This is a genomic window from Neobacillus sp. NRS-1170, from assembly GCF_050468025.1.
The window spans coordinates 1-26,554 of the sequence record NZ_JBITPF010000045.1; the positions used below are offsets into that span (position 1 = coordinate 1).

27 protein-coding genes, 2 tRNA genes and 1 riboswitch are annotated in these 26,554 nt (G+C 39.7%); of the genes, 9 read left to right on the forward strand and 20 right to left on the reverse strand.

Annotated features, from left to right (window positions below; translation table 11 throughout):
* Positions 1–580: 580 nt before the first annotated feature.
* Both ACIFOT_RS19520 and ACIFOT_RS19525 read right to left on the reverse strand, forming a co-directional pair.
* Entirely contained in the window at positions 581–970 is a 390-nt protein-coding gene (locus ACIFOT_RS19520; RefSeq protein ID WP_430067009.1) for a YybH family protein, read from the reverse strand.
* 126 nt (positions 971–1,096) lie between these two features.
* The gene (locus tag ACIFOT_RS19525; protein ID WP_430067010.1) at positions 1,097–1,360 is read right to left on the reverse strand and encodes a hypothetical protein; all 264 of its coding nucleotides are present in this window, start codon (positions 1,358–1,360) and stop codon (positions 1,097–1,099) included.
* A gap of 389 nt (positions 1,361–1,749) precedes the next feature.
* On the opposite strand from ACIFOT_RS19525, the gene ACIFOT_RS19530 reads away from it, so the two are divergent.
* Positions 1,750–2,319, forward strand: coding sequence for a YitT family protein (locus ACIFOT_RS19530; RefSeq protein ID WP_430067011.1), 570 nt, complete (start codon positions 1,750–1,752; stop codon positions 2,317–2,319).
* A gap of 41 nt (positions 2,320–2,360) precedes the next feature.
* Here ACIFOT_RS19530 and ACIFOT_RS19535 read toward each other — a convergent pair whose 3' ends face one another.
* On the reverse strand, positions 2,361–2,879 hold the full coding sequence (locus ACIFOT_RS19535; protein WP_430067012.1) for a hypothetical protein: 519 nt from the start codon (positions 2,877–2,879) through the stop codon (positions 2,361–2,363).
* The gene (locus ACIFOT_RS19540; RefSeq protein WP_430067013.1) at positions 2,880–3,353 is read right to left on the reverse strand and encodes a hypothetical protein; all 474 of its coding nucleotides are present in this window, start codon (positions 3,351–3,353) and stop codon (positions 2,880–2,882) included.
* A 156-nt stretch (positions 3,354–3,509) separates the two neighbouring features.
* Between ACIFOT_RS19540 and ACIFOT_RS19545 the strand changes: the two genes are divergently transcribed.
* Positions 3,510–3,818, forward strand: coding sequence for a hypothetical protein (locus tag ACIFOT_RS19545; RefSeq protein WP_430067014.1), 309 nt, complete (start codon positions 3,510–3,512; stop codon positions 3,816–3,818).
* 48 nt (positions 3,819–3,866) lie between these two features.
* Positions 3,867–4,289 carry a hypothetical protein gene (locus ACIFOT_RS19550; protein WP_430067015.1) on the forward strand — a complete coding sequence of 141 codons (423 nt, stop codon included), beginning with the start codon at positions 3,867–3,869 and terminating at the stop codon, positions 4,287–4,289.
* A gap of 28 nt (positions 4,290–4,317) precedes the next feature.
* On the opposite strand, the gene ACIFOT_RS19555 is transcribed toward ACIFOT_RS19550, so the two are convergent.
* The 4 genes from ACIFOT_RS19555 to ftsZ form a co-directional block, all read right to left on the reverse strand.
* Positions 4,318–5,559, reverse strand: coding sequence for a LysM peptidoglycan-binding domain-containing protein (locus ACIFOT_RS19555; protein ID WP_430067016.1), 1,242 nt, complete (start codon positions 5,557–5,559; stop codon positions 4,318–4,320).
* Between the two features lie 142 nt (positions 5,560–5,701).
* Positions 5,702–6,733, reverse strand: coding sequence for a serine hydrolase domain-containing protein (locus ACIFOT_RS19560; RefSeq protein WP_430067017.1), 1,032 nt, complete (start codon positions 6,731–6,733; stop codon positions 5,702–5,704).
* A gap of 121 nt (positions 6,734–6,854) precedes the next feature.
* Positions 6,855–7,373 carry a hypothetical protein gene (locus tag ACIFOT_RS19565; RefSeq protein WP_430067018.1) on the reverse strand — a complete coding sequence of 173 codons (519 nt, stop codon included), beginning with the start codon at positions 7,371–7,373 and terminating at the stop codon, positions 6,855–6,857.
* A gap of 89 nt (positions 7,374–7,462) precedes the next feature.
* Positions 7,463–8,686 carry a cell division protein FtsZ gene (ftsZ, locus tag ACIFOT_RS19570; protein WP_430067019.1) on the reverse strand — a complete coding sequence of 408 codons (1,224 nt, stop codon included), beginning with the start codon at positions 8,684–8,686 and terminating at the stop codon, positions 7,463–7,465.
* 897 nt (positions 8,687–9,583) lie between these two features.
* Here ftsZ and ACIFOT_RS19575 point away from each other — a divergent pair.
* Positions 9,584–10,309 carry a TerC family protein gene (locus ACIFOT_RS19575; protein WP_430067020.1) on the forward strand — a complete coding sequence of 242 codons (726 nt, stop codon included), beginning with the start codon at positions 9,584–9,586 and terminating at the stop codon, positions 10,307–10,309.
* Positions 10,310–10,697: 388 nt separating this feature from the next.
* Here ACIFOT_RS19575 and ACIFOT_RS19580 read toward each other — a convergent pair whose 3' ends face one another.
* The 4 genes from ACIFOT_RS19580 to ACIFOT_RS19595 all read right to left on the reverse strand — a co-directional run bounded on the left by ACIFOT_RS19580 (position 10,698) and on the right by ACIFOT_RS19595 (position 14,791).
* Positions 10,698–10,862, reverse strand: a complete 165-nt coding sequence (locus ACIFOT_RS19580; protein ID WP_430067021.1) for a hypothetical protein — start codon at positions 10,860–10,862, stop codon at positions 10,698–10,700.
* Positions 10,863–10,928: 66 nt separating this feature from the next.
* On the reverse strand, positions 10,929–12,077 hold the full coding sequence (locus ACIFOT_RS19585; RefSeq protein ID WP_430067022.1) for a Ger(x)C family spore germination protein: 1,149 nt from the start codon (positions 12,075–12,077) through the stop codon (positions 10,929–10,931).
* 29 nt (positions 12,078–12,106) lie between these two features.
* Positions 12,107–13,663 carry a spore germination protein gene (locus ACIFOT_RS19590; protein WP_430067023.1) on the reverse strand — a complete coding sequence of 519 codons (1,557 nt, stop codon included), beginning with the start codon at positions 13,661–13,663 and terminating at the stop codon, positions 12,107–12,109.
* A 30-nt stretch (positions 13,664–13,693) separates the two neighbouring features.
* Entirely contained in the window at positions 13,694–14,791 is a 1,098-nt protein-coding gene (locus tag ACIFOT_RS19595; RefSeq protein ID WP_430067024.1) for a GerAB/ArcD/ProY family transporter, read from the reverse strand.
* 144 nt (positions 14,792–14,935) lie between these two features.
* On the opposite strand from ACIFOT_RS19595, the gene ACIFOT_RS19600 reads away from it, so the two are divergent.
* Positions 14,936–15,670, forward strand: a complete 735-nt coding sequence (locus tag ACIFOT_RS19600; protein ID WP_430067025.1) for an SIS domain-containing protein — start codon at positions 14,936–14,938, stop codon at positions 15,668–15,670.
* A gap of 162 nt (positions 15,671–15,832) precedes the next feature.
* On the opposite strand, the gene ACIFOT_RS19605 is transcribed toward ACIFOT_RS19600, so the two are convergent.
* From ACIFOT_RS19605 to ACIFOT_RS19615, 3 genes are all read right to left on the reverse strand, one after another.
* Positions 15,833–18,862: an efflux RND transporter permease subunit gene (locus ACIFOT_RS19605; RefSeq protein ID WP_430067026.1), complete on the reverse strand. Its 3,030-nt coding sequence runs from the start codon at positions 18,860–18,862 to the stop codon at positions 15,833–15,835.
* 336 nt (positions 18,863–19,198) lie between these two features.
* A complete protein-coding gene (locus ACIFOT_RS19610; RefSeq protein WP_430067035.1) occupies positions 19,199–20,014 on the reverse strand; it encodes a 5'-methylthioadenosine/S-adenosylhomocysteine nucleosidase in 816 nt (271 codons plus the stop codon).
* 172 nt (positions 20,015–20,186) lie between these two features.
* Positions 20,187–20,290: riboswitch (purine riboswitch) on the reverse strand.
* Positions 20,291–20,417: 127 nt separating this feature from the next.
* Positions 20,418–21,332 (reverse strand): hypothetical protein, encoded by a 915-nt coding sequence (locus ACIFOT_RS19615; protein WP_430067027.1) that lies wholly within the window; start codon positions 21,330–21,332, stop codon positions 20,418–20,420.
* 458 nt (positions 21,333–21,790) lie between these two features.
* On the opposite strand from ACIFOT_RS19615, the gene ACIFOT_RS19620 reads away from it, so the two are divergent.
* The 4 genes from ACIFOT_RS19620 (at position 21,791) to ACIFOT_RS19635 (ending at position 24,388) form a co-directional block, all read left to right on the forward strand.
* On the forward strand, positions 21,791–21,958 hold the full coding sequence (locus ACIFOT_RS19620; protein ID WP_430067028.1) for a hypothetical protein: 168 nt from the start codon (positions 21,791–21,793) through the stop codon (positions 21,956–21,958).
* Between the two features lie 101 nt (positions 21,959–22,059).
* On the forward strand, positions 22,060–22,572 hold the full coding sequence (locus ACIFOT_RS19625) for a hypothetical protein (protein ID WP_430067029.1): 513 nt from the start codon (positions 22,060–22,062) through the stop codon (positions 22,570–22,572).
* A 245-nt stretch (positions 22,573–22,817) separates the two neighbouring features.
* Positions 22,818–23,345, forward strand: a complete 528-nt coding sequence (locus ACIFOT_RS19630; protein WP_430067030.1) for an NUDIX hydrolase — start codon at positions 22,818–22,820, stop codon at positions 23,343–23,345.
* Between the two features lie 464 nt (positions 23,346–23,809).
* Entirely contained in the window at positions 23,810–24,388 is a 579-nt protein-coding gene (locus tag ACIFOT_RS19635; RefSeq protein WP_430067031.1) for a MerR family transcriptional regulator, read from the forward strand.
* Between the two features lie 187 nt (positions 24,389–24,575).
* On the opposite strand, the gene ACIFOT_RS19640 is transcribed toward ACIFOT_RS19635, so the two are convergent.
* The 5 genes from ACIFOT_RS19640 to ACIFOT_RS19660 all read right to left on the reverse strand — a co-directional run bounded on the left by ACIFOT_RS19640 (position 24,576) and on the right by ACIFOT_RS19660 (position 26,491).
* Positions 24,576–24,872 carry a hypothetical protein gene (locus ACIFOT_RS19640; protein ID WP_430067032.1) on the reverse strand — a complete coding sequence of 99 codons (297 nt, stop codon included), beginning with the start codon at positions 24,870–24,872 and terminating at the stop codon, positions 24,576–24,578.
* A gap of 97 nt (positions 24,873–24,969) precedes the next feature.
* Complete coding sequence (locus tag ACIFOT_RS19645) at positions 24,970–25,260, reverse strand: hypothetical protein (RefSeq protein ID WP_430067033.1); 291 nt, start codon at positions 25,258–25,260, stop codon at positions 24,970–24,972.
* Positions 25,261–25,419: 159 nt separating this feature from the next.
* A complete protein-coding gene (locus ACIFOT_RS19650; protein ID WP_430067034.1) occupies positions 25,420–25,902 on the reverse strand; it encodes a hypothetical protein in 483 nt (160 codons plus the stop codon).
* 433 nt (positions 25,903–26,335) lie between these two features.
* A tRNA-Val gene (locus ACIFOT_RS19655) sits at positions 26,336–26,411 on the reverse strand.
* A 5-nt stretch (positions 26,412–26,416) separates the two neighbouring features.
* Positions 26,417–26,491: transfer RNA gene (locus tag ACIFOT_RS19660), tRNA-Glu, on the reverse strand.
* Between the last annotated feature and the right edge of the window lie 63 nt (positions 26,492–26,554).

Below are 26,554 nucleotides of genomic sequence, written 5' to 3' on the forward strand. Positions count from 1 at the left end.
ATTTATCGGGGGATTGACCATAAGCACCTCTTCTAAGGGGCCTATGGGTCAATACCTCCTTGAATTCAACATGAAATGTCCCATAGACTGCTTCTATGAGACAAAACCGTAATGAATTCAACACGAAACGTCCTATAGACTGCTTCTATGAGACAAAACCGTAATGAATTCAACACGAAACGTCCCATAGACTGCTTCTATGAGACAAACCTGCCTTGATTTCTTCTCGAAATGTCCCATAGACTGGTTCTTTGGGACAAAACCGCATTGTTTCTCCATGAAACGTCCCATAGACTGCTTCTATGAGACATAACCGCCTTGATTTCTTCTCGAAATGTCCCATAGACTGCTTCTATGGGACAAAACCGCATTGATTTCTCCATGAAATGTCCCATAGACTGTTTCTATGAGACAAAACCGTATTGATTTCTGCTCGAAATGTCCCATAGACTGGTCCAAGGGGCAAAACTTCATTGATTACTTCATGAAATGTCCCATAGACCAATTTGATTTCTACATGAAATGTCCCAAAGCGGCTTCTATTGAACAACAACCTGCTGCAAATTGCCCTAACTATCCCTTATTTATTGATGAGGTCGGTACCATAAGAGTTATCGATGGCACAAAGCCACTCACCATGTGAATTTTTCTTAAAGACGTAGGTTGCCCTTCTTTCCATCGAAAAATCCGATTCCTTTTTCTCGGCATCCAGCAGTGTTTGTGAAAGGACTAGAGCAGTATCTCCCGCTTCTAAAATAATCATTTCCCCCTGTGTTGGCACAAGACTATTATTAAAATACTTGGCAATCGAAATAAAGGCCTTTTTGATTTCCTCTTTACCCCGTGCAATCATTCCTGGCTTTACAACCAAAATGGCATCATCCGTATAGTAATTCATCAGCGTATCAAAGTCCTCTTGCTTAATGGCAATATCACACTTCTTAATTAGCTCTTTTAACTCGTGTTCCATCCTGGATCCCTCCCCATAATCTATATCCTAATAATTTCATAATTTTCAATTAAATGCTAATATTTATTTTTCAAAAAAAAACAGCCTGGTGAGAGATCGTCTCACCAGGCAAGGATAGGGACATTTTTATTTATGCATATGATGCCATTCTTGAAAGTGCTCATGACCGTGTCCATGGCCTGAGTGGTGATCAGAATGAGTTGCAATACCGCCGCCAAAGCCAATCACTATACCAGCAGCGAACACACATATAGAATAAATCACTCGGTGTTTTCGTTTATGACGATAATGGCCAAATTCTTCTTTTAATTCACTTTTAATCTCATTTTTCAATGCCTGGCTATCGAACTGAGGCTGTTCCTGAGGTTGTTCTTGTGGTTCATCGGGCATTTTACCACACCTCCTTTTCTCTAATATATGGAGGTAAGAACTGATCCTTTATGAACAAATTGTTAAATTTTTTGAAATTTTATTTGGAATGGGGCTGCTTCGGGAAGAATGGGAATCAATTTTGTAGTTTCAGTATAAAATTACGCGAAGAAAATTAAACTTCACGGAGTATTGGACATTTTTTGAGGTACTTTGGACAATTATCCGAGTGGTTTGGACATTTTTGAGGTGATTTTGGACATTTTTTTCCTAGCTTTGGACATTTTCCAAGCCGCTTTGGACATTTAGACACAAAATGGAAAACAAAATAATTCAGCCCAACCCGGTGAACCTCACCGCTTCTTTTTTCCAAGGAGCCGTCATATGATAAATCAAAAAGACTGGACAAGGTGATTGTTATTATTCAGACATTATTGGCGACGATTATCGGTAGCTTGCTGGTGGGAATTGGAGTGAATGGGTTTCTTGTGCCCCATCATCTAATAGACGGCGGAATCCTTGGAATTGCCTTAATCCTTCATTATTTTTTTGAGTTTCAAACAGGGATTACAATGGTTGTTTTAAGTCTCCCTATATGTATTTTTTCAGCCATGCACCAAAGAGGTTATTTTCTCACCAATATCCAAGGATTGCTTGCTTCTTCGTTTTTCATAGATTTGCTCGCTCCATTACGAACTCAATTTCTCATCTCCGAATTCGTGAGTGCATTAATTGGGGGAGCCATCATTGGGACAGGTGTCGGGCTTATGCTCCGCTATAAGACCAGCACGGGAGGCACCGACCTGCTTGCCAAAATCATTTCGAAAGTTATCCCAATAAATTTGGCACTCGCCATTATCATCCTGGACGGACTCATTATTTTGGCAGGGTTCACTGTTCTGGAAGTGGACAACTTCCTTTATTCCTGTATGGCAATTTGCACAGTTGGTTTAGTGACCGCTTTAATTGAAGGGAACTGATCATTGCATTTGTGATATTAAGGCGGAGGGGACAGCCGACACTAATTGGTATCAGCTTTTTCAATCGGCTGCCGTCTCCCTGTGAAAGGCACTACCAAATGATAAAAAAGCAACACCAAGCATTGAATCGCTAAATATACACTAAAGGAATAAGAAAGCTTCCAGCCTTTATAGGTAAACACGCCAAACTCTTTATTAATCCATTCAAATAACGTTCCGCCCGAGGTGCAAAGAACGAGATAAAGCAGAATCCAGTACCCTTTGATGTTCCATTTGTCATAAAAGTAAACAAACAAATACGAAAAAGGTGCATATAAAAAATAGGTAATCAAATCAAAGAAATCGTAATTGGGTGTATCCATGATATTATATAAATCGAGTTTCGGCGAGGCGAGAAAATGATCGGAAAGCCTTGCAATCGTGGTGCCGATTAACAAAAAAAGGACCGTTAAACTTCGAGGAAATCTTCTGGGCAAAAGGAAAACAATAACATAGGATAGACCAATACATAAAAGCAGAAACCATTCGTTTTCATCAAATTTCTCAGGCAAAGGCAGCATCTATTCGTGAATCCCTTCTTTTCTCAGTAGATTTCTGTACCATGTTAATGCCAAGTGGACCATCGACACAATCAATATTTGGAGGAGGAAAGAAAACCAGAAATGCCAGCCCTTATAGGTAATGACATCCCATTCTACCAGCCATCGTTCAACCCCAGATTGAATGCCTGCAAATAAACCTGTCAATATCCATTTAAAGAATCGAGACTTAAAGATGGGCAGTAAATTGAAATAACCCATCCAGATAAAGGGATAAATAATCGCTTCATAGACTCGAAAAATAATAAAGAGAGCCGTCTTATTTGTCACAGTCCAAACATCTAAATTAATATATAAGATGGCGCAATAGCTGGTAACGAGAAACTCCAAGATCATGAGTATAAAAATGTTTTCAAATACCTGAAGTCTCTTTTTCATGATAAAATAAGAAACCAACAGCATAATTGCGGCATCTATGATAAGGGTAAGTTTCATATTTAACCTATCACCGTTTCATCAACCTTCTTTATTAAAAACTTCTTTATATAGTATTCTTAAAGAAACGTGAAACTATTCAGCGAAAAAAGGAAAATAGAAGGATTTCACTTTCCTCTATCATTTCTTACAATACATACGAGGGGGTAAAGGAACATGTTAAAAAGAGTGGTCATCCTAGGGATACTTTCATCCATATTAATAATATTAGTATTAATTAAATCTCATTCAGTTGCGCCTGTTGACAATACAAGTACTAATTCCGAGAATTACACAACGCTAGAATACAAGATTAGCGAAATTAAAGGAGATCAATATTACGGAAAAAGTGAAGACGGGACAGGAATCCAATTTTCTGCTGATAAAATTGTTTCGGGTGACAAGATAAACGTTGATGATGAGGTCATTTGCTATTTTGAAAAAGATAATTTAGGTAAAGGAATAGTGAAAGTCGAGAAGAAATAATTCGATTTGGCTTACATAATTTACTCTGAAAGGGCAGGGATAGAATAGATGCTGTACATATGGGATATCGAGAAGATCATTGAAAATACATTGAGCGAGCACAATTTAAAGATTGATTATGAATTTAACAATAATCTGCCTGCTCCGATGAGTTATAACGTATCGACCAATACAATAAAGTTTAACTACATACAAGTTAACGGCTACTTGGCTAAAATTAATTTTAAAATAAAAGAAACCGATGAAAACTTAATTAAAGTTATTCTTTATCATGAAATCGGATATTATTTAGATTTTAAGAAAAACAAACATGACTTGAGGATTCTAAAGTACGGTGAAGATGATGAAATCGAACAGCTTAAATCAAAAATCGAAACGAATGCTTGGGAATACGGCAGAACCTTGGTGCCTGAACAACTCGTGAAAGCCTATGATCAAGTACGTGAATTGGATAAAGTGATGCTAAAATAAATAAGCCCCACACTGGGGCCCATACAATCTATTGTAAATCAATCAGGGTCATTACTTGACCCCTTTTTCCTTCTAAAGTTAGTGTAACGGTTTCCCCTTGACGGTTAAATAATTCATTAATCATATTGCCTGAAGCTTTTGCACAATTCGTTTTCCCATCAGCAGTGATAAAACGAAACGTTCCATGAGGGTCTACACCGCTAATATAAGCGGTTACTTGAATGCGATAGGTGTCAGCTTCAGAAGCAACAGGAACTTTAATTTTTTGTCCAATCTTTAACTTCGATGGATCTACCATTGGATTCAGCTCTTGAATCGCTGAAGCAGGAACCCCTAATGCTTTTGCGATTTTCGTGAAAGTATCACCGCTCTTAATCACATATTCAGACGCATTTGTTGTTACCTGTTCCTTTTTCGTTAAAAAGTCTGCACTAACAAACCCCGTTTGGCCATGAAAACTAACTTGAGCCCAGCCATTCACAGTCGATTTCACCATAACAGGATCATTTAATTTTAACGAGCCTACTACCGCACTGGTCGCGGAAGCTGTTGCTCTCACTCGTAACGAATCTGCTGTTACATACATTGTCTGCGATTCAGCTGTGCCAGTCGTTTGGCTCGGAATGGACGAAAGATAATCAACCTTCACAAAACAAACTCGTCCTTTGATCAGAATGCCTGCCCACCCGTTTTCTACGAATGAAACTTTCACAATATCCCCTTTTTTATATGTACCAAGAATACTGCTTTCCGTTCTCGGGTTTGACCGGACATTAAGTGCTGTCGCGTTCACCATTCTGTTTTCCACTTTAGGTAAAAGAATTTTTTTACCGTCAATCGAAGTCAGCCCATTGGCATCTAATATTTCTTGTGCTGTCACACCATGTTCCGCAGCAATCGCTTCAATACTGTCACCGTTTTTAACCTGATAAGTATATTCCTGAATAAAGGCAGCATTTGCGTTGCTTCCTAAAAAACCAAGAACAATGGTAAAAATGCCCGTCACGACTAGTTTTTTTATAGAGCTTTTTTGAATCCACTGGTGAACTTGTGAAACATAGGTATCCCAATGATCACGAATATCGATTAAGAATCCTTTAATATCTAATACATGACGAATATTAAAAAAATGCTCGTTATAATATTCACGTTTTTCCATCCTTGTAGTGAAAACAGGTGTACTTTGGGATCGCTTGCTTTTCCCATGAGTTTCCTTCCTGCTTAAAGTTAATTCCCCACCGGTAAAAATTTCTTTAGTTGTAATAGTCAATTCTCTTTCTCCCCCACACATACTGTAAAATGCTACGTTCTTTATATAATTCCCTATATATATGTATAATTCGACGTTATCCTTCATTTTCTGTCCATATTTGCTATAAATAGTCGAATATAGATATAGAGGAATATAATTCCTATGAAAACTCTTCCTTCACAATGCGATAAATGTCGTCTGCAATATTCTTAATATCACCCTGTTTATCCCTTACATTCAGAAGGACGACGATGGAAGTTTTATCTTTGTAATACACATGGAGAGATTCCCAGCCACCGACAACTCCTCTGCTGTAAATGCGGTCGTCTTTATGGTAAACACCTAGGCCATAACTGGATTTGGGACCTGGTGTGACCATTTCCTTTACACTTGGATTGTTTAGGAGTTTCCCGGTCATTAAGGCTTCATCAAACAGAGAGATATCCTGTGCCGTTGCATAAATATCGCCGCAGCCAAAAAGCAAAGACGGATTCAACTTACTTGAATTTAAAAACTGCCCAGCTACTTTGAAATAACCTTTAGAAGAAATTGTACCTGAATTAATAAAACCAGCATTCACCATGGAGGCCTTTTCAAAAATATTTTTTTCGATATAATCATGCAGAGTGCCGCCAGTAACCTGTTCGACAATATAGCCTAGGACGATGTAGTTTATATCGTTATAATCCCATTTTGTCCCAGCTGGGAATTTAACTGCGGCTTTTTTTATAATGTCCTTAGGTTTTTGATCCCCTGCGTGCCAAATGGGCGCCCTGATTCCTGAGGTGTGATTTAACAAATGGATGATTTTCACATCTTTCGGAAGGCTTGGGACATATTTGGATACAGGGTCTTGTATCCTCAACTTTCCTTTTTCCTGAAGCTGAAGTATACAGACAGCAACCATGGTTTTCGTGATTGAGCCAATTGGATAAGTGGTGGTCGGACGATTCAACGTTTGCTCCGAAATGTCTGAATACCCTGCTCCTTCAGAAAACAATGTCATACCGTTTTTTACGACCGATATGCTCCCACTAACATGGTTGGAAGCCAAATACTCTCTAATTTTTTGCCCCATTTCAGAATGGGAGGCAGCAGCAGCCGGTTTCACCGAATCTTGGACAATAAGGGGTTCAGAACACATGCTGCTGAGAAGTCCGAACGAAATAATGGCTATTAAAAGGAATTTCATTAAAAAAACCCCATTTTTAGGTATTTACTCAGTTTATTATATTTAAAAAAGTACACCCATATACTTCCACCACCAAATCAAAAAAGGCAACTGCACCATGCAGTTACCTTTTCCGAATTTCTTAATTTCCGCCGCCTGAGTTTGAAGCTGCGCTTGCATTTTTCTTCTGAATAGCATTGATTCCCATTACGACGGCTATAAGCTCCTCATTCGTAACCTTTTCATTAAAATTACTAAGTTGGTAGGCTGGGGACGCAAAGAAGCCACTAACCTTTTCAAACCGACCAACTGGGTTTGATCGATCATCCATAATTTCATACAGTCTCGAGAAGGGCTCAGCTTTAATTTGATAGACTCCGCGTCCGTAGGCATCATATTCATATTTTTTTGATAAAAAGGTGAACTTTTCTTTAAGGATACCAATTTCTTCTTCATTAGAATTGTAGATTCGCCACTTATTACTAAAGAAAGTGAATTTACCGGAAACTACAATATTTTGATTCCTATCCAACACATCAATACTTGAAGAAAAGGCACTTTTTAAATCCAGCTCTCCTACCATTTCTTTTGAACTATTAAAAATTTCCGTCCTTCCGGATGAAAAAAAATTATCTTTAAAATAAAGTGTTTTATCGTTCATCTGTCTTCCCCCCTAGTACTTTTACGATTATATTAGAAAAAAGTTCCATTTATATCGATAGTGGGGAGGAATACGGATAATATTTTTTTTTATCTAACTCGTCTTCTTCGCTGTCGCAGGAACGTAGGAACATCCAGAGATTCTTCTTGCTTTTCTGAATGTCGGTCATAATCCTGATCAGGTTCGACATGGTTTACCCGATTATGCTGTGTACGTGGTTCCCTTTCATATGTATTTGGCCTTTCATACGAATTAGGCCTTTCATACGGATTAGACCTTTCATTTGGATTAGGCCTTTCATACGGATTAGGCCTTTCAATTATAGGCGGCTGGGAAGATGGTTGTACTACTGCATCTACTTCCTCATTGAATCCAGTGGCAATAATCGTGACAATGATTTCATCCTTTAAGTTCTCGTTAATGACCGAACCAAAAATCATATTTAATTCCTCATGAGAAGCAGCAGCAACGATTTCAGCTGCCTCTTGGACTTCAAAAAGGCTAAGATTTCGACCGCCTGTGATGTTCATAATCACACCATGAGCTCCATTGATGGAGGTTTCGAGGATCGGGCTGTTTAAGGCTTTCTGTGCAGCATCAGCGGCACGATTGCTGCCAGTAGCAATCCCAATTCCCATTAAGGCAGTTCCTTTATGGGACATGACCGTTTTCACATCAGCAAAATCAAGGTTGATTAAACCTGGCACAGCAATTAAATCGGAAATCCCTTGAACACCCTGGCGGAGGACGGCATCCGCTTCACGGAAAGCCTCAACAATGGGGGTATTTCGATCAACAATCTCTAATAAGCGATCGTTTGGAATAATAATTAAAGTATCTACTGCTTCCCTCATGGCTTCAATTCCGCTTTCTGCGTTCATTGCCCGTTTCTTGCCTTCAAATTTGAAGGGACGCGTGACCACTCCAATGGTCAGGGCACCAAGATTTCGTGCAATTTTCGCAATGGCTGGCGCAGCACCTGTCCCTGTACCACCGCCCATTCCAGCTGTAACGAAAACCATGTCAGCTCCTGCTAACACTTCTTCAATCTGCTTCTTGCTTTCTTCAATCGCCAATTTTCCTATTTCCGGATTAGCACCTGCTCCTAACCCCCTTGTTAATGATGAACCAATTTGCATCTTGATCTCTGCCTTAGATTGATGTATAGCTTGGGCATCCGTATTAACGGCAATAAATTCTACACCTTCCACTCCGTCCTCAATCATCCGGTTCACGGCGTTGTTTCCTCCGCCTCCAACACCGACAACTTTAATATTGGCCAATTGGTCCATATTTGCTGCAAATTCCAACATGATCCTTCCCCCGTTTCCACTGATTTGTTTTTCTACGAATCAAGGCTATCCGAAGAACTTCTTCATATTATTTTTTTAACTTAATAGAGTGTTTGTTTTTTAGTCTATTTAACATTAAATTGCCTGTCCAGTTAAGTTTTACCTACTTTTTATAAAACAGGAAAATAAGCACAAAGTAATTGGAAAAAAGGTACTACTCAAGGAGGGATTCTCCAATTTTCAGGACACATCCTACAAATTTTAGTGGGTATTCTACAAAATTTAAACCTTATTCTACAATTGCGATTACATCCCTTTAATTCAAAGGTGTGATTCTACAAAATTGACGAGGTATCCTACAATTTTCAGGTTACATCCTACAAATTTGAGTGGGGATTCTAAAAATTTAAGCCTTATTCTACAATTGCGGCTATATTCCTTTAATTCGAAGGTGGGATTCTACAAAATTGTGGAGGGATCATACAATTTTCAGGTTACATCCTACAAATTTTAGTGGGTATTCTACAAAATTTAAACCTTATTCTACAATTGCGGCTATATTCCATTAATTCGAAGGTGGGATTCTACAAAATTGGATAATGTTGTTTCTTTTATTAAGGTGAGATGAAAGTTTTTTTACAATTCGGTGAATTTCTGTTAATTCGACATTTTCCTCATAATTCCTTGTTATAATAGCTTTGGTTTATAGGAAAGATATTTAAATTTTAATGTAAAAAGAGGAGGAAGCATGGCGGAGATTTTACTTGGTCTTGGTACATATCTGACAGTGGCTCTTGCTCTTGGCTGGCTGGTTTCACTTGCCTTTGATCTTTTCATTAAATAATCTTAAACTCTTAAAAATTAATAACTCCATTCTCCCCTGAATATATATGTACAAGCGAGTAGGGGGAGGAATTTATGGAGGTATCGTTATTTTTAGAGTATGGCTGGGTTTTAATTATTTTGATAGTTTTAGAGGGATTACTCTCAACCGATAATGCATTGGTGTTAGCAATCATGGCAAGGCATTTACCTGTTAAACAGCAAAGAAAGGCGATTAACCTTGGATTGTTATTCGCTTTTATCTTCAGGATTGCAGCCATCTTTATCATTTCGTCTCTTTTCGACGTGTGGCAAATCCAAGCGGTAGGCGCTGCCTATTTAATTTTTATCGCATTAAAACACTTGCTTAAAAGCGACCACGAAAAAAAGGTCCAAAAAAGAAAAAGCTACCGCGTAACGGTTGCTCAAATTGCTTTAGCAGATATCGCCTTCGCTGTAGATTCCATTCTAGCAGCAGTCGCCCTTGTCATTGACTTGCCAAATACACCGATAGGGGAAATTGGCGGGATGGACGGCGCTCAATTTATCGTAATTGTATTAGGAGCGATTGCGGGTTTATTGGTGATTCGTTTTTCCGCGGGATTCTTCGTCAAGCTCCTGGCAAAACGACCAAGTCTGGAAAAGGCCGCCATGCTGCTAGTCGGCTGGGTCGGGGTTAAGTTATTGATGCATACGCTTGCCCATCCATCTGTTCACATGATTCCGCATGGGTTTATCGAAGGCTCCCTATGGAATACGGCCTTCTGGTCTGTTTTGCTTCTTATTGCTCTTGGCGGATGGTTTTTATCTAAGGAAAAATAAAAAGGGAACGCTGAGAACGTTCCCTTTTTGATTATTGCCATTAGAGCACATTTTCATTGACCGGCGAGTGCCGCTTTTTTGTTGATTGGGCAATGAAACTCTCTTTCATTTACCGTGTGATCCATTATTTGACGGTCACGGGCAATGAACAGTCGTTTCATTTACCGTGTGACCTGCATTTTGGCAGTCACGGGCAATGAACTGCCGTTTCATTTACCGTGTGACCTGCTTTTTGACAGTCACGGGCAATGAACTGCCGTTTCATTTACCGTGTGACCTGCTTTTTGACGGCCACGGGCAATGAAACTCTCTTGAAATTCCCTCCAACAACCATTTCCATTCTCCCAGGGCATCAGACGCCTCCCGGCTAATACACCCTCTTCGCCCCCTAAATAAAAGACAAAATAACCACTGCGATACTTAGTACCAATCCAATGAACACGAGGCATGAAAAAACGGCCAATTCCTTCTTTTCTTTTTTTCGAAATAACCGCGGCGCTTCCCAGGCAAATACAATTACAAAAATGAGGATGATCACTAAAATCTTAAACATATTCCATTCCTTTTTCATTTACAAAGTTTCTAGGCAATTTTCGCAAATGTTCTTTTGAAAATAGCCCTACTTAATTAAGCCGATTCTTCTAATAAAAGCTTTTGAGTCAATAGATACGTCTAATTGAGCAAATTCCTGTTCCCAATTCTTTTTATACCGGGTATTCCATTGTTTGGGATATTTCCGATAAACAGTTTGTCCAAATCCGAATATGTCTGAGCGAAAATCGTTTTGAGCCTTATTTACGACCAACTGTAATCGATCTTTTATCTCATTTTCAACCTTTTCCTGTATATCCTCGATTATCTTCGTTTCAAATAACTTTAGCTTTGAGTCATTCTCGATCACACTAAACTCTGAGGTAATCTTAACTGTCATCCTGAGGGTTCCATGTTTTATGGCAGGAACCAATTTCGCTTCCGCTCTGACGATTTCCATACTGACATATCCCCCCCCTTTTTCCTTAGGTACATTAACTGTTATAATCCCTGCTTTCATTTCATTCCGAATCCATAAAAGCCCGCGGGTTTCCACTGGATCCATCCAGCCTGCCAGCTTGTCTTTTTTGAAGACTGCAATGCCATTTAAAGCTTGAATTTCCCCTGATTTATCTTTTGTCTTTACTTCAAGTGGCTTTAACGAAAACTGAGGGGCAAATGGCTCTAAACCATCTGTTAAAAGCATATTGAGAAAGTCCCTGACATAAATTTTCATTCCAAGGTCCTGCTTGGCCAGTTCCTTCATTTCTTCGGCCGAAGCACTTTCGAATCTCGGCATACTTTTAAGGATTTTTGAGGCTCTGCCCTTTGTAAACATAATAAAACTGTTAATGCGGGGTTCAGCATACCTTGTGTGAAAATCGATAATATGTGAGACCCCCTTTTTGGCTAAATCCTCACTAACCAAAAGGACCCTGCTTTGAGAAAAAAAAATCCGTCTCGGCAGCTTTCCTTGAATATTGCGGTATGCTTCAGAAACGGTTCTACCTGTCTCTGAAATGACAATGGTACTTTTTCCGCTATTACTTCCTCCTACCGCCGGCCCCAGCTTGGATGGAAGGGCAACTTGAAGGGATAAGCGAATCTTGTCCCCTTCCACAAGGTCTAATCCAATAGCGGTAACAATGGCAATATCGTTTATTTCCACACGGTTCCAACAACCGGTAAGCAAAATTACTGACATGACCAATAGCGGAAGCTTACTTATCACTCTCATCCGAACCATCCTGTCCTTGTAAAAACAACCTAGTATTTACGTCCTCGGTATCGTAACCTCTTCAAATTGGTTTTTCCCGTTTCCTGTGGACGCTCATTCATCATCCACCATGGAACGTGGATTAATAAATCTTTCACATTATTAAAATGAAAGGGAGCTAGAGGGGCTAAATAGGGAACACCAAAAGAGCGAAGCTGGACGAGATGAACCAAGATAAAAAATACGCCAAGGAAGATACCGTAAAAACCAAGCGTTGCAGCTAGAAAAATCATAAAGAAGCGAAGAAGCCGGATCGCTCCTGTCAAGGGATAGCTGGGAAACATAAAAGAAGCAATCCCTGTCGTCGCAACCACAATGACCAACGGTGCCGAAACGATTCCAGCCTCAACCGCGGCTTGCCCGACAACCAAGGCCCCCACAATACTGACCGTCGATCCAATCGGTCTGGGTAATCGCAAACCCGCCTCCCTTAGTGCCTCAAACGTAATTTCCATTAACAAAGCTTCTATTACCGCAGGAAAGGGAACCTTTTCCCTTGAGGCCGCAACGCTGAATATAAGATTGGTTGGCAATAACTCGTGATGGAAGGTGGTGACAGCAATATAAATTGAAGGAAATAATAAAGCAACAATTAGAAATAAATAGCGGATAAATCGAATAAAGGTGGTCATGATAAACCTTCCATAATAATCTTCCGGCGAATTCATCATTTGAAAAAAAGTGACCGGTACAATCAAGGCAAAAGGACTATTGTCCACGATTATCGCAATTCGCCCCTCGAGAAGATTTCCAACCACCCGATCCGGTCGTTCTGTTTGCAAAATCTGCGGGAACACAGAAAAGGGTTGATCCTCAATAAACTCTAGAATGTAGCCGCTGTCCTCAATCGCATCGATTTCAATCCGCTCAATTCTGCTCCGGACTTCCTCTAGAATGGAAGGCTCCGCGATTCCTTCAAGATACGTAATGACTACTCCCGTGTTTGAAAGCTTACCAACCTTCATCATTTCAAATTTTAGTTTGGGTGTTTTTAAACGTCTCCGAATCATACTCATATTCGTTGTGACATTCTCTGTAAATCCTTCTCTTGGTCCTAATACAATAGCTTCCGAGGCAGGCTCTTCAATCGAGCGCTGTTCCCATGCCTGCTCGCTGATAAAAATGGCTTTTTGAAGGCCGTTGATGAGTAAAACCGTGCTCCCCGATAAAATATGATCAACCGCTTCCTGAAAGGTTTCCCCCTGGGTGACACGAGCCGAACTAAGCAGCGCTTTGAAGTGATCGATGGTTGGATAGGGCGGCAATAATCCTGCCTCATGTCTTAACAATGGATGGATGACATGTAACTCCATTCTTTCAACATTGATTATTCCGTTTAGATATAAAAGGACGGCCGAATATTTGGGGGTTATTTCAAGCTCTCGATAATCGAAATCTCCTGCTCCCTCGAACAGCTGTTTAATCTGTTGAAAGTCATCCTGAAGACTGCCTGATAATAAACCTAATTCAGGATGATTATGAATTTCGTTTTGGTGACTTTTTTGTTTTTTAGAACTGAATTTTGTAGTCTTGCGGAACAGACTCAAGTATCGGCACCACCCTCATTAGACAAGCAATTATATATGGCCCATTTTTTTTCGAATAAAAACGATGCCAAGGAATAAAATTGGCATGATAATTTGCAACAAAGTATGAACATACGGTACGTAAACCTTGAAACCAAATTCTATATGTTCAACATAACTCGATGCGGTGATGAGCGATAAGGGGGGAACAATGGACCCAAGTCCAAGCAGAACAGAACGTGTTTGTTTTAACTTAAATAATTGAGAAATTCCAACTGCAGCTCCAAAAAGAAACGCCCCTACCTTAAAAAACACTCCGGCGACCATCATTAAAATGACCAGGGCATCGAAGCGTTCAAGAAAGTCTGCTACGGAAACCATTTGCGTAGCAGAAAGAAGAGTAAAGATATCATGACTGTAAATTTCCGGCCCTAAGACAGCAATCATCATAATCGAATTAATGGTTAAGAGGATGCCTCCAACCAAAAGGATGGACATCCCAATCCTTCGTGCATACTGCTGCTTACTTAAGAATGGAAAAAACATCATGATAACAATGGTTTCTCCAAATGGAAAATTGACTCCTACAGGAAAGGCTTGTTTCAATACAGGTTTAACACCCTTACCAAGGATTGGGGTAAGATTTTTTATATCAAATTGATCCACGCTAAATAATAAAACCCAAATCAGGATAAGTGAAAAAATATAAACGGGAAAAATGATTTCGGCCATACGGCCAAGGGTTTCAACTCCGCCCCGCAAACAATAAATTATGAGCAGCATAAAGCTTCCAATCACGACAATGATAGGAGTTTCTGAAAGAATAGTCGTGACGATCAGATCCCCTAATTCTCTACCCGCTCTAGCAGCAGAATATGTAAAGTGAAAGATATATAACACAATGACCGGATAAGAAAGATACTTCCCGATAATCTTAGGAAGCATTTGAACAAGGGAATCCTCCGGATAATAGGAGGCTAATTGCGTGTAAACAGCCATTAATATCAAACTGCTTAACATTCCGATGGTGATAAAAATCCAGGCATCCTGCTTCGAATCCAGCCCTAACCCTAAAATAATCGCCGTCCCTAACACATATCCAGCCATTAAATAAAAAAGTTGGAGTCCACTTATTTTTTCCTTATTCATTTTTAATCTCCCTTAACTTTCAAGGCTGATTTTATATTTTGTAAAATATGATTTTTTACTTAATATTTTCCAGCTAGGGAATTGTTATACACAAGAGTATATTATAGTTAAAGCAAGCTAATCGGAGTCAGGAGCTGATCAAAAGTGCTTACTCAATATTTTGCAAAAGCCAAGGAAAAAATCGAGCAAGTGGAGAACAGTGAAATAGAAAATCTCAAAAAAGCGGCTGAAAAAGTGGCCGAGGCCATTCAAAATGGCGGGATCGTTCAACTATTTGGCTGCGGTCACTCACACATCTTAACAGAAGAAGTTTTCTACCGTGCCGGCGGCCTTGTCCCGATCAAGCCCATCCTCGTGGAACCGTTAATGCTGCACGAAGGAGCACTTCGTTCCTCCCAGCTTGAAAGACAGAATGACCTGGCCGAAGGATTTTTGAAGGATCAGGATTTCCGCCCAAAAGATGTTGTTTTCGTAATATCCACTTCCGGACGTAATCCTGTTCCCGTAGATGTTGCCCAAGAAGCACAAAAAAAGGGAGCCTTTGTGATCGGAATCACCTCAATGGAATATTCACAAAGCCAGCCTTCGAGGCATAAAAGCGGACGCCATCTCTACAATTCTGTGGATTTAGTCATTGATAACCATTCTGCAAAAGGCGATGCAGCGTTATCGTATGAAAAGGTTGCTGCTCCATTTGCTCCGACGTCAACCGTTGTTGGTACTGTCATCCTAAATGCGATTTTCGCAGAAGCAATTAAAATAATTGCCGACAATGGCAATGAACCGCCTATCTTCTTAAGCGGCAATATTGATGGTTCAGATGAACATAATAATAGGCTGGTAGAGCAATATCGAAGCAGAATTCCACTTTTATCATAAAATTAGTTTTGTCTATTTTTTAAAGCACATTGTCTATATTTTTAGTATTATGTCTATTTTTGATGGTACCTTGTCTATTTTTTAAGTGGTATTGTCTATTTAGACATAAAATGGAAAAAACCAAGGGAATCCCCCTTGGTTTTTTCATGGGCACCAAGCCCCTTATGCTGTTTCCTTTGCCGCAATCCCCGGACGGCCTTTTCTAAAAAATTTCCCCTTAATAGACTTCATAATATGATAAGTTGTCGGCACAATCACCAAGGTTAACAGTGTAGATGTCAACAATCCGGAGATTACCACAATCGCCAATGATCTCGAAATCAATCCGCCATCACTCGATAGCGCCAAGGGCAACAACGCCCCAATCGTCGCCAGAGCCGTCATCAAAATCGGACGAAGGCGTGTTTTTCCTGCTTCCAGCAAAGCGGCTTTCAGTTCCATGCCCTTTTTCTCATTCTGCTTCACGCGCTCCATCAAAACGATCGCGTTCGTGACCACAATTCCAATTAACATCAAGAACCCAACCAAAGCTGGCATTCCAAGTGCTTGATTAGTCAAATACAAGCCCAGCAGTCCGCCCGAGAATAAGAAGGGCAAGGATGACAGGATAGCCACAGGCATTAACATATTTCCAAACGCCACCAGCATCACGATAAACACAAGCACAACAGCAACCGCCATCGCAATCGTCATATTGGTAAACCCTTCATTCATCGCCTGCGCCTGACCTTCAGAATGGTACGAAACCCCTTTTGGCAGATCCAAAGTTTTCAGTCGCTTATCTACCTCTGCCTGCACACCGGAAGAATTGTCCGTCGTGATTCGGCCCGTAACCTCGACATATTGCTGCTGATTTAAGCGGTACAAAGCGGAAGGACTCGGTACTTTTTCCAGTGTTGCTACTTCCGAAAGGCTTACCTGCTGCCCCTGCGGATTGGTCATTTTTTGACTCATAATCTCATCGATGGAATCCGCTGACTGGCCCGCCAATGACAATTGAACATTCGTTGTTTTCCCATCAACTTGCATGTCGCCCACATGATCCCCTGCGATAAGCTCTCGCACGAAGCCGGCAACCATGATCGGGCTCAGACCTTTTTCCGCCGCTTTGTGATCATCAATCTCTAAATGAAGCTGTTCCTTCACGCCAGAAAGATTGGATTCCACATTTTCCAAACCATCGATACCCTTAATTTTATCCGTAATCATTTTTCCGGCCGTTTCTAAATCTTTGGCATTTCCGCCCTCAACAATTAATGCTAACCCGCTTGTTCCCGCAATCCCAACTGGTGTAAGCGCCACTTGCATGTCAGCATCCAGTTTCTCAACATTTGCTCTTACTCTTTTTTCAAAATCAACTGTTTGTTCTTTCGTAACATCATCCTTTAAATCAATCGAAAAACGAATATGTTCCCCACTCACAACCGTTTGTAAATGATTGATATCCTTTTCGCGGCCTAAAATATCTTCTACCTTAACCGCTACGGCATTCGCTTTATCCAGTGATGTCCCATCAGGTAAATCTCCCGTTAACCGATAGGAAAGGGCCTTTTCCTGCGGTAAAAAGTTCTTCGGAATCATCGGAACTAAAGCGAGCGATCCAGCAAACATCACCAAAGCTATAACAACCGTAACAGCCCGCTTATTTAACACCCATGACAGCACATATTTATAAGCTTTTTCAAAAACGGTTTCCTTTACCTCTTTATGTTTAATCTTCAGTAAAAATAACTTAGCCAATAACGGCACGACCGTTAGCGACACAATCAAGGAAAACGCGAGCGCCACAATGACCGTAATGCCAAACGGGGCAAAGAATCGGCCAATAATCCCTGGCACAAACGACAGCGGTCCGAAAACAGCAATCGTTGTAAGAGTCGAAGAGGTAATCGCGCCTCCTACTTCTTTTGCTGCCGTCAAAACCAACCGTTCATCCCGATTCGTGCTCGTTAAAGTACGGCGGTACACATTTTCAATGACGACAATCGAGTCATCGATAACACGTCCGACGGCTACGGCAATTCCGGCAAGCGTCATCATGTTTAAGCTATAATCCAAATATTTCATGGTGACCATCGAGGCCAAAATCGATAACGGAATCGAAAGAACGGCGACAATCGTTGCTCTTATATTACGAAGGAATAGGAACGTGACAATCACAGCAAACAAGGTTCCCAGTAGAACTTCCCGCAGCATCCCATCGACAGATGTTTTCACTTCTTTTGAGGTATCATATAATTTCGTTAATTTGTACCCAGCCGGAAGATCGAGCTCATCCAGCTTTTCCTTTACCTGATTCACCACTTCGACGGTATTGGAGCCAGGCTGTGCTTTCATTTCTACTAGAACCGCAGGCTTTTCGTTTAATCGGGTGTAAACTGTTTCCTTTTTGTTGCTGTAAGAAACGGTAGCGATATCCGATAAGCTGACGTTTTGAACACCCGTTGGTCCTTGCGCTAAAATTTGAATTTCTTCAACGTCCTTTACTGAATTCAACTTGAAATCAGCCTGAACATTTAAGGTTTTATCATCAACATTGACCTGCCCGGCAGGAAACGAGAAATGGTGCGCTAAAAAGGTTTGCTTAACCGTTTCATATGAAATCCCATAGCTCTTCATCTTTTCAGGATCCAGCTTGACCGCCACTTCCTTTTCGGTCTCACCCGAAATATCAATGGCCCCTGCTCCATCAATTCCTGTTAGAGCCGGTTTGATTCGTTCATTAATATATTGTGTCAGATCGGACTGATTGGCAGTTTCCGATGAAAGCGCAAATTGAAATACTGGTGCGGCAGAAGGACCGTCTTTTAGAATTTTGGGTTTTTCAGCCCCTTCCGGCAGATTGAGCGTAGCAACCGCCGTCGTGACATCCTTTTCGGCTTCATCCATATCCTTGCTCATCTCAAATTCGAGAATCCCCACGACCACATTGCTGTGCGCTTCAATGTACAAATTATCCAGTTTCTTGATTCCCGAAAGCGTTGTTTCTAAAGGCTTCCCAATATCCTCTAACCCCTGTTCTGGAGTGGCCCCCAAATATGGAACCTGCACAATAATATATGGAATATCGACATTCGGCATCGATTCCATTTTCATCGTTTTGACGGAATAAATGCCGCCTGCAATCACCATTAACATGGCGATAAAAATAACTCCTGCATTCTTCAAAGAAAACTTAATCCAAGACTGCATAACTTCTCTCCCCTTATGTTTATTTTTTCTATCCCCTCGCGGATTGGTTTGATTTTCCTTTTTCATTATAGGTTTTCCAACCGGTCATCAACCTCGGGCGGCTGCTGTAAAATTGTCTGCGACTTGAGACCTAGAACGAATTGGGCTTTGTTTATATTTAAGGGGGCTTTGTCTATTTTTGGGGTGGGATTGTCTATTTTTTAAGGTACTTTGTCTATTTTTACCCTTGTTTTGTCTATTTTTTTAGTGGTTTTGTCCATTTAAACAAAAAATGGAAAAACAAACCTTAAAAAAACAACCCCGCCAGTTTAGAGGCGAGGTTGTCGTTCAACATAATTATTTACTTTCAATCGTTGAGATATATTTTTTGACCACTTCAAAAACATATTCCTGGTTGGCTGCAGCCGTATTCGGGTTGTATTGGCCGCCATTGGTTTTATTATTCGAAAGCACTCGGATACCCAGGAATGGCACATCATATGCCTTAGCAATTTGTGCCGCAGCCGCACCTTCCATTTCTTCTACAGAAGTTCCATAGTTATCATGGAACCATTTGATTCGATCCACTTCATTATTCCAAACGTCTGCTGAACCAATCGTCCCTTCGACTACTTTGCCTTTTGTGTACTTATCTTTTACAGCATTAGCTGCCGCCAGTAAATCCTTATCTCCCTCATAATAACGGATCTTTTCAGCATTCGGATCGGAGCCGCTTCCTTCAGAAGCCATTAAGTCCATCGGGATCCATTGACTTGGATCCATTCCTTCGTTTTCATTCTTGGCTTCTGTTTTTAACGAACCGATGTTGGTCACTCTTTTTCCTAAAACTATATCAAAAACGTTCAAGCTTGGATCATGTCCGCCAGAAGTACCCTGATTGATGATGGCGATTGGGTTATATCTTTCAATCGCCACGGCCGTAGCAGCCGCTGTATTTTCCATCCCCTTACCGGTTTTCACTACAATGACAGGATAATTATTCAGCTTTCCTTTGTAAAAAACAAACGTTCCGGATTTCTCTACCTTCACTTTTTCTAATTTTTGCGCAAAATTTTCCGCTTCAATAGGCATTGGACCTTGAATGATAATCGGCCGCTCGGCGCCCTCTACAACTGTTTCATTTTTTGATTTGAAACCGGCAAATACAGCCAGTAACAACACAGCAACCGCAGCTAATAAAGTATATTTTTTCAAAAAAAGCTCCCCCTTGATAGACTCGAAAACTGGATTCAATGAAAAAGGTCTAGAAAAGTAGATGGATTTCTACCTTCTAGACCTACGAAAGTTAAAGTATTAGAAGTCAGGGCTCAAAAAGCCGAACGATCCGCCCAATACTTTAACTCGTAGTCTAGTTCTTTCATTGGGAACCAGGTAGAGACGCTCAGACCATATTACCGAGCATATACGAGTCACTATATTTAAGATGATTACTTTGTTAATATAACAAATGAGCAATGAATTTTCAATAAAAATACGAATATTAATATATTTTAACTATAAAACGTTCGTGTTTTAGGGGTATTTTGGTAAAAAACATGCCAATGTACCTACCCGTTTAAAAAGAAATCCAATTTTTAAACGTTTTCGGATCTTTTATTTTAAAATAGGCTCTGGTATAGCGCAGCCATTCATTAGCGTCCACTTCCTTATACACGTATAAACGATAATAATTTTTCAAGTAATCCAATCCGCGGTCGGCGCTATTGCCTGTAAGTGCCCATAATTTTAAGGATGGAATTTCATATACGGATGCACTGTAGGTAAACACATTCTCAGGTTCAAATTCCTTGAGCGAATAATTTGAAGGAACAATCTTTCCCTTGTCTTTGGCCACATTAATATTGTCATTCGCTGTTGTAAACACTTCAGCAGGAACTTGCTTCTCATTTTTAATGAAAAATAAATACGTCGCAAAATTGGTGGTGCCTTCATCAATCCAAGGAGTATAGGACGGATTGCTGCTGACCGTTCCATAAAACCATTGATGGGCCATTTCATGGACGACGGCAAACGTGTTTGTGTTCCCTTGAGATACCGTGACAATCCCTGGGTATTCCATTCCCCCTTCATCCATTATGATATCCAGCTGTTTATGAGGATACTTCCCAATGTTGGCATTAAAGAATTGGAGAGCTTTCTTGGCCAATTCCAAGTATTCGGCTTCATAAGATTCGTCTTGTAAATTACTAAAGACGCGGATCTCCGTTCCATCCACGACAGCGGAATTCATTGGCATTCCTTTTACGATCGCCATATACACTTCCTTTATATTGCTTCCAGTGATGGTGCCCTTCGTCACCAACTCTTTCGAATCATCGTCCGCAGAGCTGACGATGGCATATTCTTCAGGAATATCATATTGAATCGTAAAATCACTAAAATCGGTGTGATAAGATTCCCCGTGCAGCGAAAAATCTGCTTTATCCCATCCAGAGCGGTATGTCGAAACAAGCGGATACCATTCCGCCAAAATAATATTTGCCCTTTACCTGTGAAAATCGGGCCCCGTTCTCCGGCAGCTTAAAACTGTAAGTAACAGTAACTGGCACATTTTCCTTTCTCGACAAGGAAAGTTTGTCTATTTTTGAAGGCACTTTGGCTATTTTTTAGAGGCTTTTGTCTATTTTTAAAGGCACATTGTCTATTTTTTTACTGGTTTTGTCTATATTTTTAGTGAGTTTATTCATTTGTACAATAATTGGTAATTTTAAAAAGAAACTCTAGTTGGTCCGTTGAACCAGAATTGCCCCTATATCTGGATTAACAACATTTACAACGTTTATAATCTCTTAAACTTAGAAATGTGACAAAAATATAAACATTACTTCTAGATTAAATTTAAATCCGATTTTCTGTGATATAAGTCACATTGAAATAACTTAAAATCCATTAAAATCAACTTAAGTTATTACAAAAGGGGGAAATAAAATGTTTGTAGCTTGGTTGATAGTAATCAGTACATTTTTAATTTGCCTATATGCAACAGTAATTATCATCAATGGCCTTAAAGAAAAAGAACAACAGGAATTAGCAGATTTGCACACTCAACTTAACATAGCCATTAATAAAACAGAAATGATAAAACAAGCAATCTAGATATTCAAAACAGCTTCCTTCTGAAGCTGTTTTTTTATTGGTGGTGCCACCTTAGAATAATCACGGCTTGGATGCAGAATAATAGGGTTGGAGGTGAATATGTGACAAAAACAATCATTCTCATTAGCTGTTTGTTCGTATCCTTCAACATCCATTCATTACATGCCCGCGCCGATTTTCCAAGATTGACGGCAGAATGCACAGAGATGGCGAAACTGCGAGATGACCAATACACAAATGTCATAATGAAGGATATTATTACAAGCTTCGACCTGGATATTGACGAAGGCAGCTATATTGAGGTAACCGACAGAGATTTAGATGCCGCAAACCTCATTTATGGCGGAAAGGAAAACGACGACTATTATAACTCGTTAAAACAGCATTTTATAGTGGCATCCCGCGGTAAACCCAGATTATTTGTGAGACCCCAGGAATTATATCTTCTATACAAAGAACCTGATAATACCAACGTAATGGTTCATTTAAAACTCAAGGATTCCAGATGGGAAGTAATCGAACGAAAAAAGAAAAGCGGCAAGGAAATTGGATATAAACTTCTTGACTGTGAGCTAGAGTACCTCAAAAAGAAAAAAGATTATTACGTGGATTAAAAGAAGCGCTGCAGGGACTCTGGCAGCGCTTCTTTATGTTCCTTTGCAGTTAACCCCCACGCCGATTTTCCAATTAATACCTAAGAAATGTCGTTATTTTCGTAAATTATGTTGTAAGTGACCTAAAATATGTAGTAAGTAAATGAATTTGGAAATGCGGCTCCTAGTTCTCCCTTTTCCATAGGTGCTATCTATACTTATTAGCGGTAAAATAGAAATAATGTTGAAATTGAAAGGTGATTAAAATGACTTGGAATATTAATAGCTCAATAAAAGCAAATATAGACCGTTTCGGGGTGATTTTAGATAAGGTCAGTCTCCCAAATGGCGATGAAAAGACTTTTTCCTATTTAGATTTTGCTAAAGGAGTTTGCGTCCTGCCCATTACAGAGAACAAAGAAATTCTTTGTCTAAAGCAATATCGCCATGCTATAAAAAGCTGGGAGTGGGAGCTGCCTGCAGGGATGATTGATCAGGAAAGCGATTCTCCCCTAGAAACCGCCAAACGAGAACTGGAGGAAGAGACAGGCTTTAAGGCTGAACATTGGCTCGATCTAGGAAGCTTCTACCCGTCCCCCGGCTCAACCAGCGAGGAGATTCATCTTTTTGCTGCAGCCGGTTTAACAGCAACCGAGCAGAACCTGGAAGACAGCGAACAAATAGAATTACATAAAATATCAATGGATGAATTGAACTCCCTGATAAAAAATGGAGAATTTAAGCATGGTGCGGGGCTGGCGGCTGTGTTGCGGTATAAGTTAATAGTGGATTAATGTATAAAGATAGAAACAGCGGGAATATAAAGTGGTGTGTCCTCATGATGGGTCCATGTGGATAAGTTTGTTTATAACTCAACCGATTCTGTCCTCATAGAAGGTTTATAAGGACAAGTTTGTGAATATCTCAAGCGTCTTTGTCCTCATAGACGGTTCATGTTGACAATCTTGTTAATAACTCAATTAATTTTGTCCTCATAGAAGTTTTATGAGGACAATTTTGTTTATAACTCAGGCTTTTCTGTCTACATAGACGGTTCTTGTTGATAAGTTTGTTTATAACTCAGGCGAATTGATTAGATGAAGTGCGGTTTGTACACATCTGAGGTAAAAAGGAGGTAAAATGGAGCAGCTTTTTTTAATACAACATGATTCAAAACTACCGATTTAGAAGCTTGGGTGAGAAATAAAAAGGAAACCCTCGGCATCAAATAGAAGTGTTATTGCGGAGGTGTTTTGTTATGACGGTTAAATATTCCCCTGGCGACGTACAGGAATTGCTTGGAATTGACAGCAATACATTACGGAAGTATGCCACTCTCTTGGAAGGGCATAGGTATCACATACACCGTAATAATAGAGGCCACAGATGCTATTATGAGAACGATGTTATCACACTCCGCAAATTAATCGAATTCAGTAGGCAAGAGGGCAGGACTCTGGAACAGGCTGTCGAAGAAGTGATGGTCTGGGTTTCTCAAGAGAGTAAAACGGCCGTCGTTACAGAAGTAGTTCCGGTTGAAACAACTATTGATCAGGATAAGGAGCATGTGCCGATAGAAGGTACAAATGAGCATGATTCCAATCATGCTGAGCTTTTAGAACGTATAGAGCATTTAGAGCAAATAAACTTAGATTTAATCAAATATTTGAAGGAAAAAGCAATATCAGAAGCGATGCAGGAAGAAAAGCTTAATGAAATCATGAAGTATGTAAAAAGAGCGGAGCAGCTAGAAGAAGAACGATATAAAGTGATAGAAGAGACAAAAAAGCAGATTGCAGCCGGCGTCCAAAAGAAATGGTGGAAATGGTGGAAATGAGATAAGTTATAGGCTCAAGGATACAGATTATTTGACACGAGTGATTGGAAATCCTCCGTATAGACGATTAAATCTCCTCACTCCATAAGATCCTCATCAGCAAACTTTCAAGCTTTGGTACAATTTTATGAATAAAACAGGAAGTGATATTTCCCACTTCCTGTGAATGGTCATTATGCCAGTAAATCTATAAAATCCAACTTCTTCTTCTACTTTGCTCGGGCCGATCATGTGATGTTGATTTACTTTCAATAGATGTAGTAGTTGATTGCTGATTTCTCTTACTCCTTTCTATTAACCTATCAAGTTTTTGAACGGCCCTTTCAAGCTCCAATTCTGTCAATTCTCCTTTGGCATATAAGCTGCACAACATTCCATATGCTATTGCTTTTGTATCAATATCTACATGTACAGTTAAATCTACATCGGAGTTACCGCTATCTCTAATTAAACTATTTAGTTGATTTTCGCTCAGTCTTTCCAAATTTCACCCTCCTTATCTAGCATAATAGGGATACCAGATAATAGTATCAAGTATCCCTAGCACGACTATCCTTTAATGAAGGAGCATTATATTAGTCTTAATATTTTTCTTTCTCTTTTTTCTCCTTCTTCTCCTCTTCCGACTCTGCATTTGCTTTTGTACGAACTTTTGCACGAGCTTCACTATCTACACAAATGTCCACAGAAACGCTCGCGTTTCCACTATTCATAATTTTTGCTGTAGCAGTGTTAGCATTTTTGTCTTTTACACTAACCTCTGTCTCATTTTCTGCTTCATTTTCGACTTTATTATTTAACTTATTTTCTACATCAACGTCATTATTATTTTTGCTGCTTTTTTTACTAGAATACTCTTTATTACTACTCAAGATGATGTCCCTCCTTTCAAATTCACATACTATAAATTATTCATATAACTATTAAGTGTTCGTAAAAGTAGATATATGAATGCGGATTTTTATGTAAAAATTTTAGTTATAAAAAAAGAGAGTGCCCCAAAAGTAAGTTCGGGGCACTCTTTTTTCACGTTAGGATTTGCATTTTATTATTTTCCGGTGTATCGGAAGTAAGAAACTATATACTACTAAATACAAGGGGATTGAAATAATAAAGCTCCAGCCATGGACCTTCATATATCCTACCTTCCTCATCCCCCATTCAATTAAAGTAGAAATAATGGCAAAAATAATGACCAATGTCCATTTGTTTGTCTTTTTTAAATAATTCAAATAAATTACGGCGAGTGAGGAAGGAATTAAACTGTAGCTTAAAAACTCACCTATTCCAGTGATTTTCGGGTTGCCAAAATCCACGAGATCTAACATTTTTCCAAATAAAGAATCAGAAATCCATGCAAAGTAACCAATGACTCCAAAAGTAATATAAAATTCTCTCCAACTTATTTCCTTTTTAGTCATAAAAAGAGCATACAAAAACAATAGCAACGATACCGCAATCGGAAGCCAGATCCCTTGTGCATGTAAATCTAAATTCCTCGTTATCGAATTCAAGGACATCACCTCGTATTTAGTATTTCCAAATCTAAGGTGAATATTTCTAATTTAAAACCTATTCCAGGCAACCTTAGACCCTCCACAATCAAAACCATAAAAAGTATTTCGAATACTCAAATTGATAACAAAAACAACTAAAATTGCAAAAATAGCCCTCAAAATCCATTTTTGAAGGCAAAAAATAACGTTATGAAAGATTGGATTTGGACCATAAAAATTGGTTTGATTAGTTTGGGATTTAGCATTGGTATATAAAGATAGGAATAATAGTGAGGTTAACTATAACACGGAAAAAGAAGAGGTATTGAGGGAACTCTGTTTAGTATTAAAAATAAAAAAAGCTCCGCAGGTAGGTCTCGAACCTACGACCAATCGGTTAACAGCCGATAGCTGTATCAATTGAGCTAAACCGGCACAATTAAAATTTATATGGTGGAGGATGACGGGATCGAACCGCCGACCCTCTGCTTGTAAGGCAGATGCTCTCCCAGCTGAGCTAATCCTCCAAAAATGGTGACCCCTACGGGATTCGAACCCGTGTTACCGCCGTGAAAGGGCGGTGTCTTAACCGCTTGACCAAGGGGCCCACTTTAAAAATTTAGACAAAATAATAGCCCCAACAGGGGCTTAGCCTGGCAACGTCCTACTC

Excerpts from the sequence above, each read along its gene's own strand:
- ACIFOT_RS19565 (WP_430067018.1), bottom strand. The coding sequence starts at position 7,373 with ATGAACGATAAAACACTTTATTTTAAAGATAATTTTTTTTCATCCGGA.
- ACIFOT_RS19535 (WP_430067012.1), bottom strand. The coding sequence starts at position 2,879 with ATGCTGCCTTTGCCTGAGAAATTTGATGAAAACGAATGGTTTCTGCTT.
- ACIFOT_RS19545 (WP_430067014.1), top strand. The coding sequence starts at position 3,510 with ATGTTAAAAAGAGTGGTCATCCTAGGGATACTTTCATCCATATTAATA.
- ACIFOT_RS19550 (WP_430067015.1), top strand. The coding sequence starts at position 3,867 with ATGCTGTACATATGGGATATCGAGAAGATCATTGAAAATACATTGAGC.
- ACIFOT_RS19605 (WP_430067026.1), bottom strand. The coding sequence starts at position 18,862 with ATGCAGTCTTGGATTAAGTTTTCTTTGAAGAATGCAGGAGTTATTTTT.
- ACIFOT_RS19560 (WP_430067017.1), bottom strand. The coding sequence starts at position 6,733 with ATGAAATTCCTTTTAATAGCCATTATTTCGTTCGGACTTCTCAGCAGC.
- ACIFOT_RS19540 (WP_430067013.1), bottom strand. The coding sequence starts at position 3,353 with ATGAAACTTACCCTTATCATAGATGCCGCAATTATGCTGTTGGTTTCT.
- ACIFOT_RS19575 (WP_430067020.1), top strand. The coding sequence starts at position 9,584 with ATGGAGGTATCGTTATTTTTAGAGTATGGCTGGGTTTTAATTATTTTG.
- ACIFOT_RS19520 (WP_430067009.1), bottom strand. The coding sequence starts at position 970 with ATGGAACACGAGTTAAAAGAGCTAATTAAGAAGTGTGATATTGCCATT.
- ACIFOT_RS19635 (WP_430067031.1), top strand. The coding sequence starts at position 23,810 with ATGACGGTTAAATATTCCCCTGGCGACGTACAGGAATTGCTTGGAATT.
- ftsZ (WP_430067019.1), bottom strand. The coding sequence starts at position 8,686 with ATGTTGGAATTTGCAGCAAATATGGACCAATTGGCCAATATTAAAGTT.
- ACIFOT_RS19580 (WP_430067021.1), bottom strand. The coding sequence starts at position 10,862 with ATGTTTAAGATTTTAGTGATCATCCTCATTTTTGTAATTGTATTTGCC.
- ACIFOT_RS19595 (WP_430067024.1), bottom strand. The coding sequence starts at position 14,791 with ATGAATAAGGAAAAAATAAGTGGACTCCAACTTTTTTATTTAATGGCT.
- ACIFOT_RS19525 (WP_430067010.1), bottom strand. The coding sequence starts at position 1,360 with ATGCCCGATGAACCACAAGAACAACCTCAGGAACAGCCTCAGTTCGAT.
- ACIFOT_RS19630 (WP_430067030.1), top strand. The coding sequence starts at position 22,818 with ATGACTTGGAATATTAATAGCTCAATAAAAGCAAATATAGACCGTTTC.
- ACIFOT_RS19620 (WP_430067028.1), top strand. The coding sequence starts at position 21,791 with ATGTTTGTAGCTTGGTTGATAGTAATCAGTACATTTTTAATTTGCCTA.
- ACIFOT_RS19585 (WP_430067022.1), bottom strand. The coding sequence starts at position 12,077 with ATGAGAGTGATAAGTAAGCTTCCGCTATTGGTCATGTCAGTAATTTTG.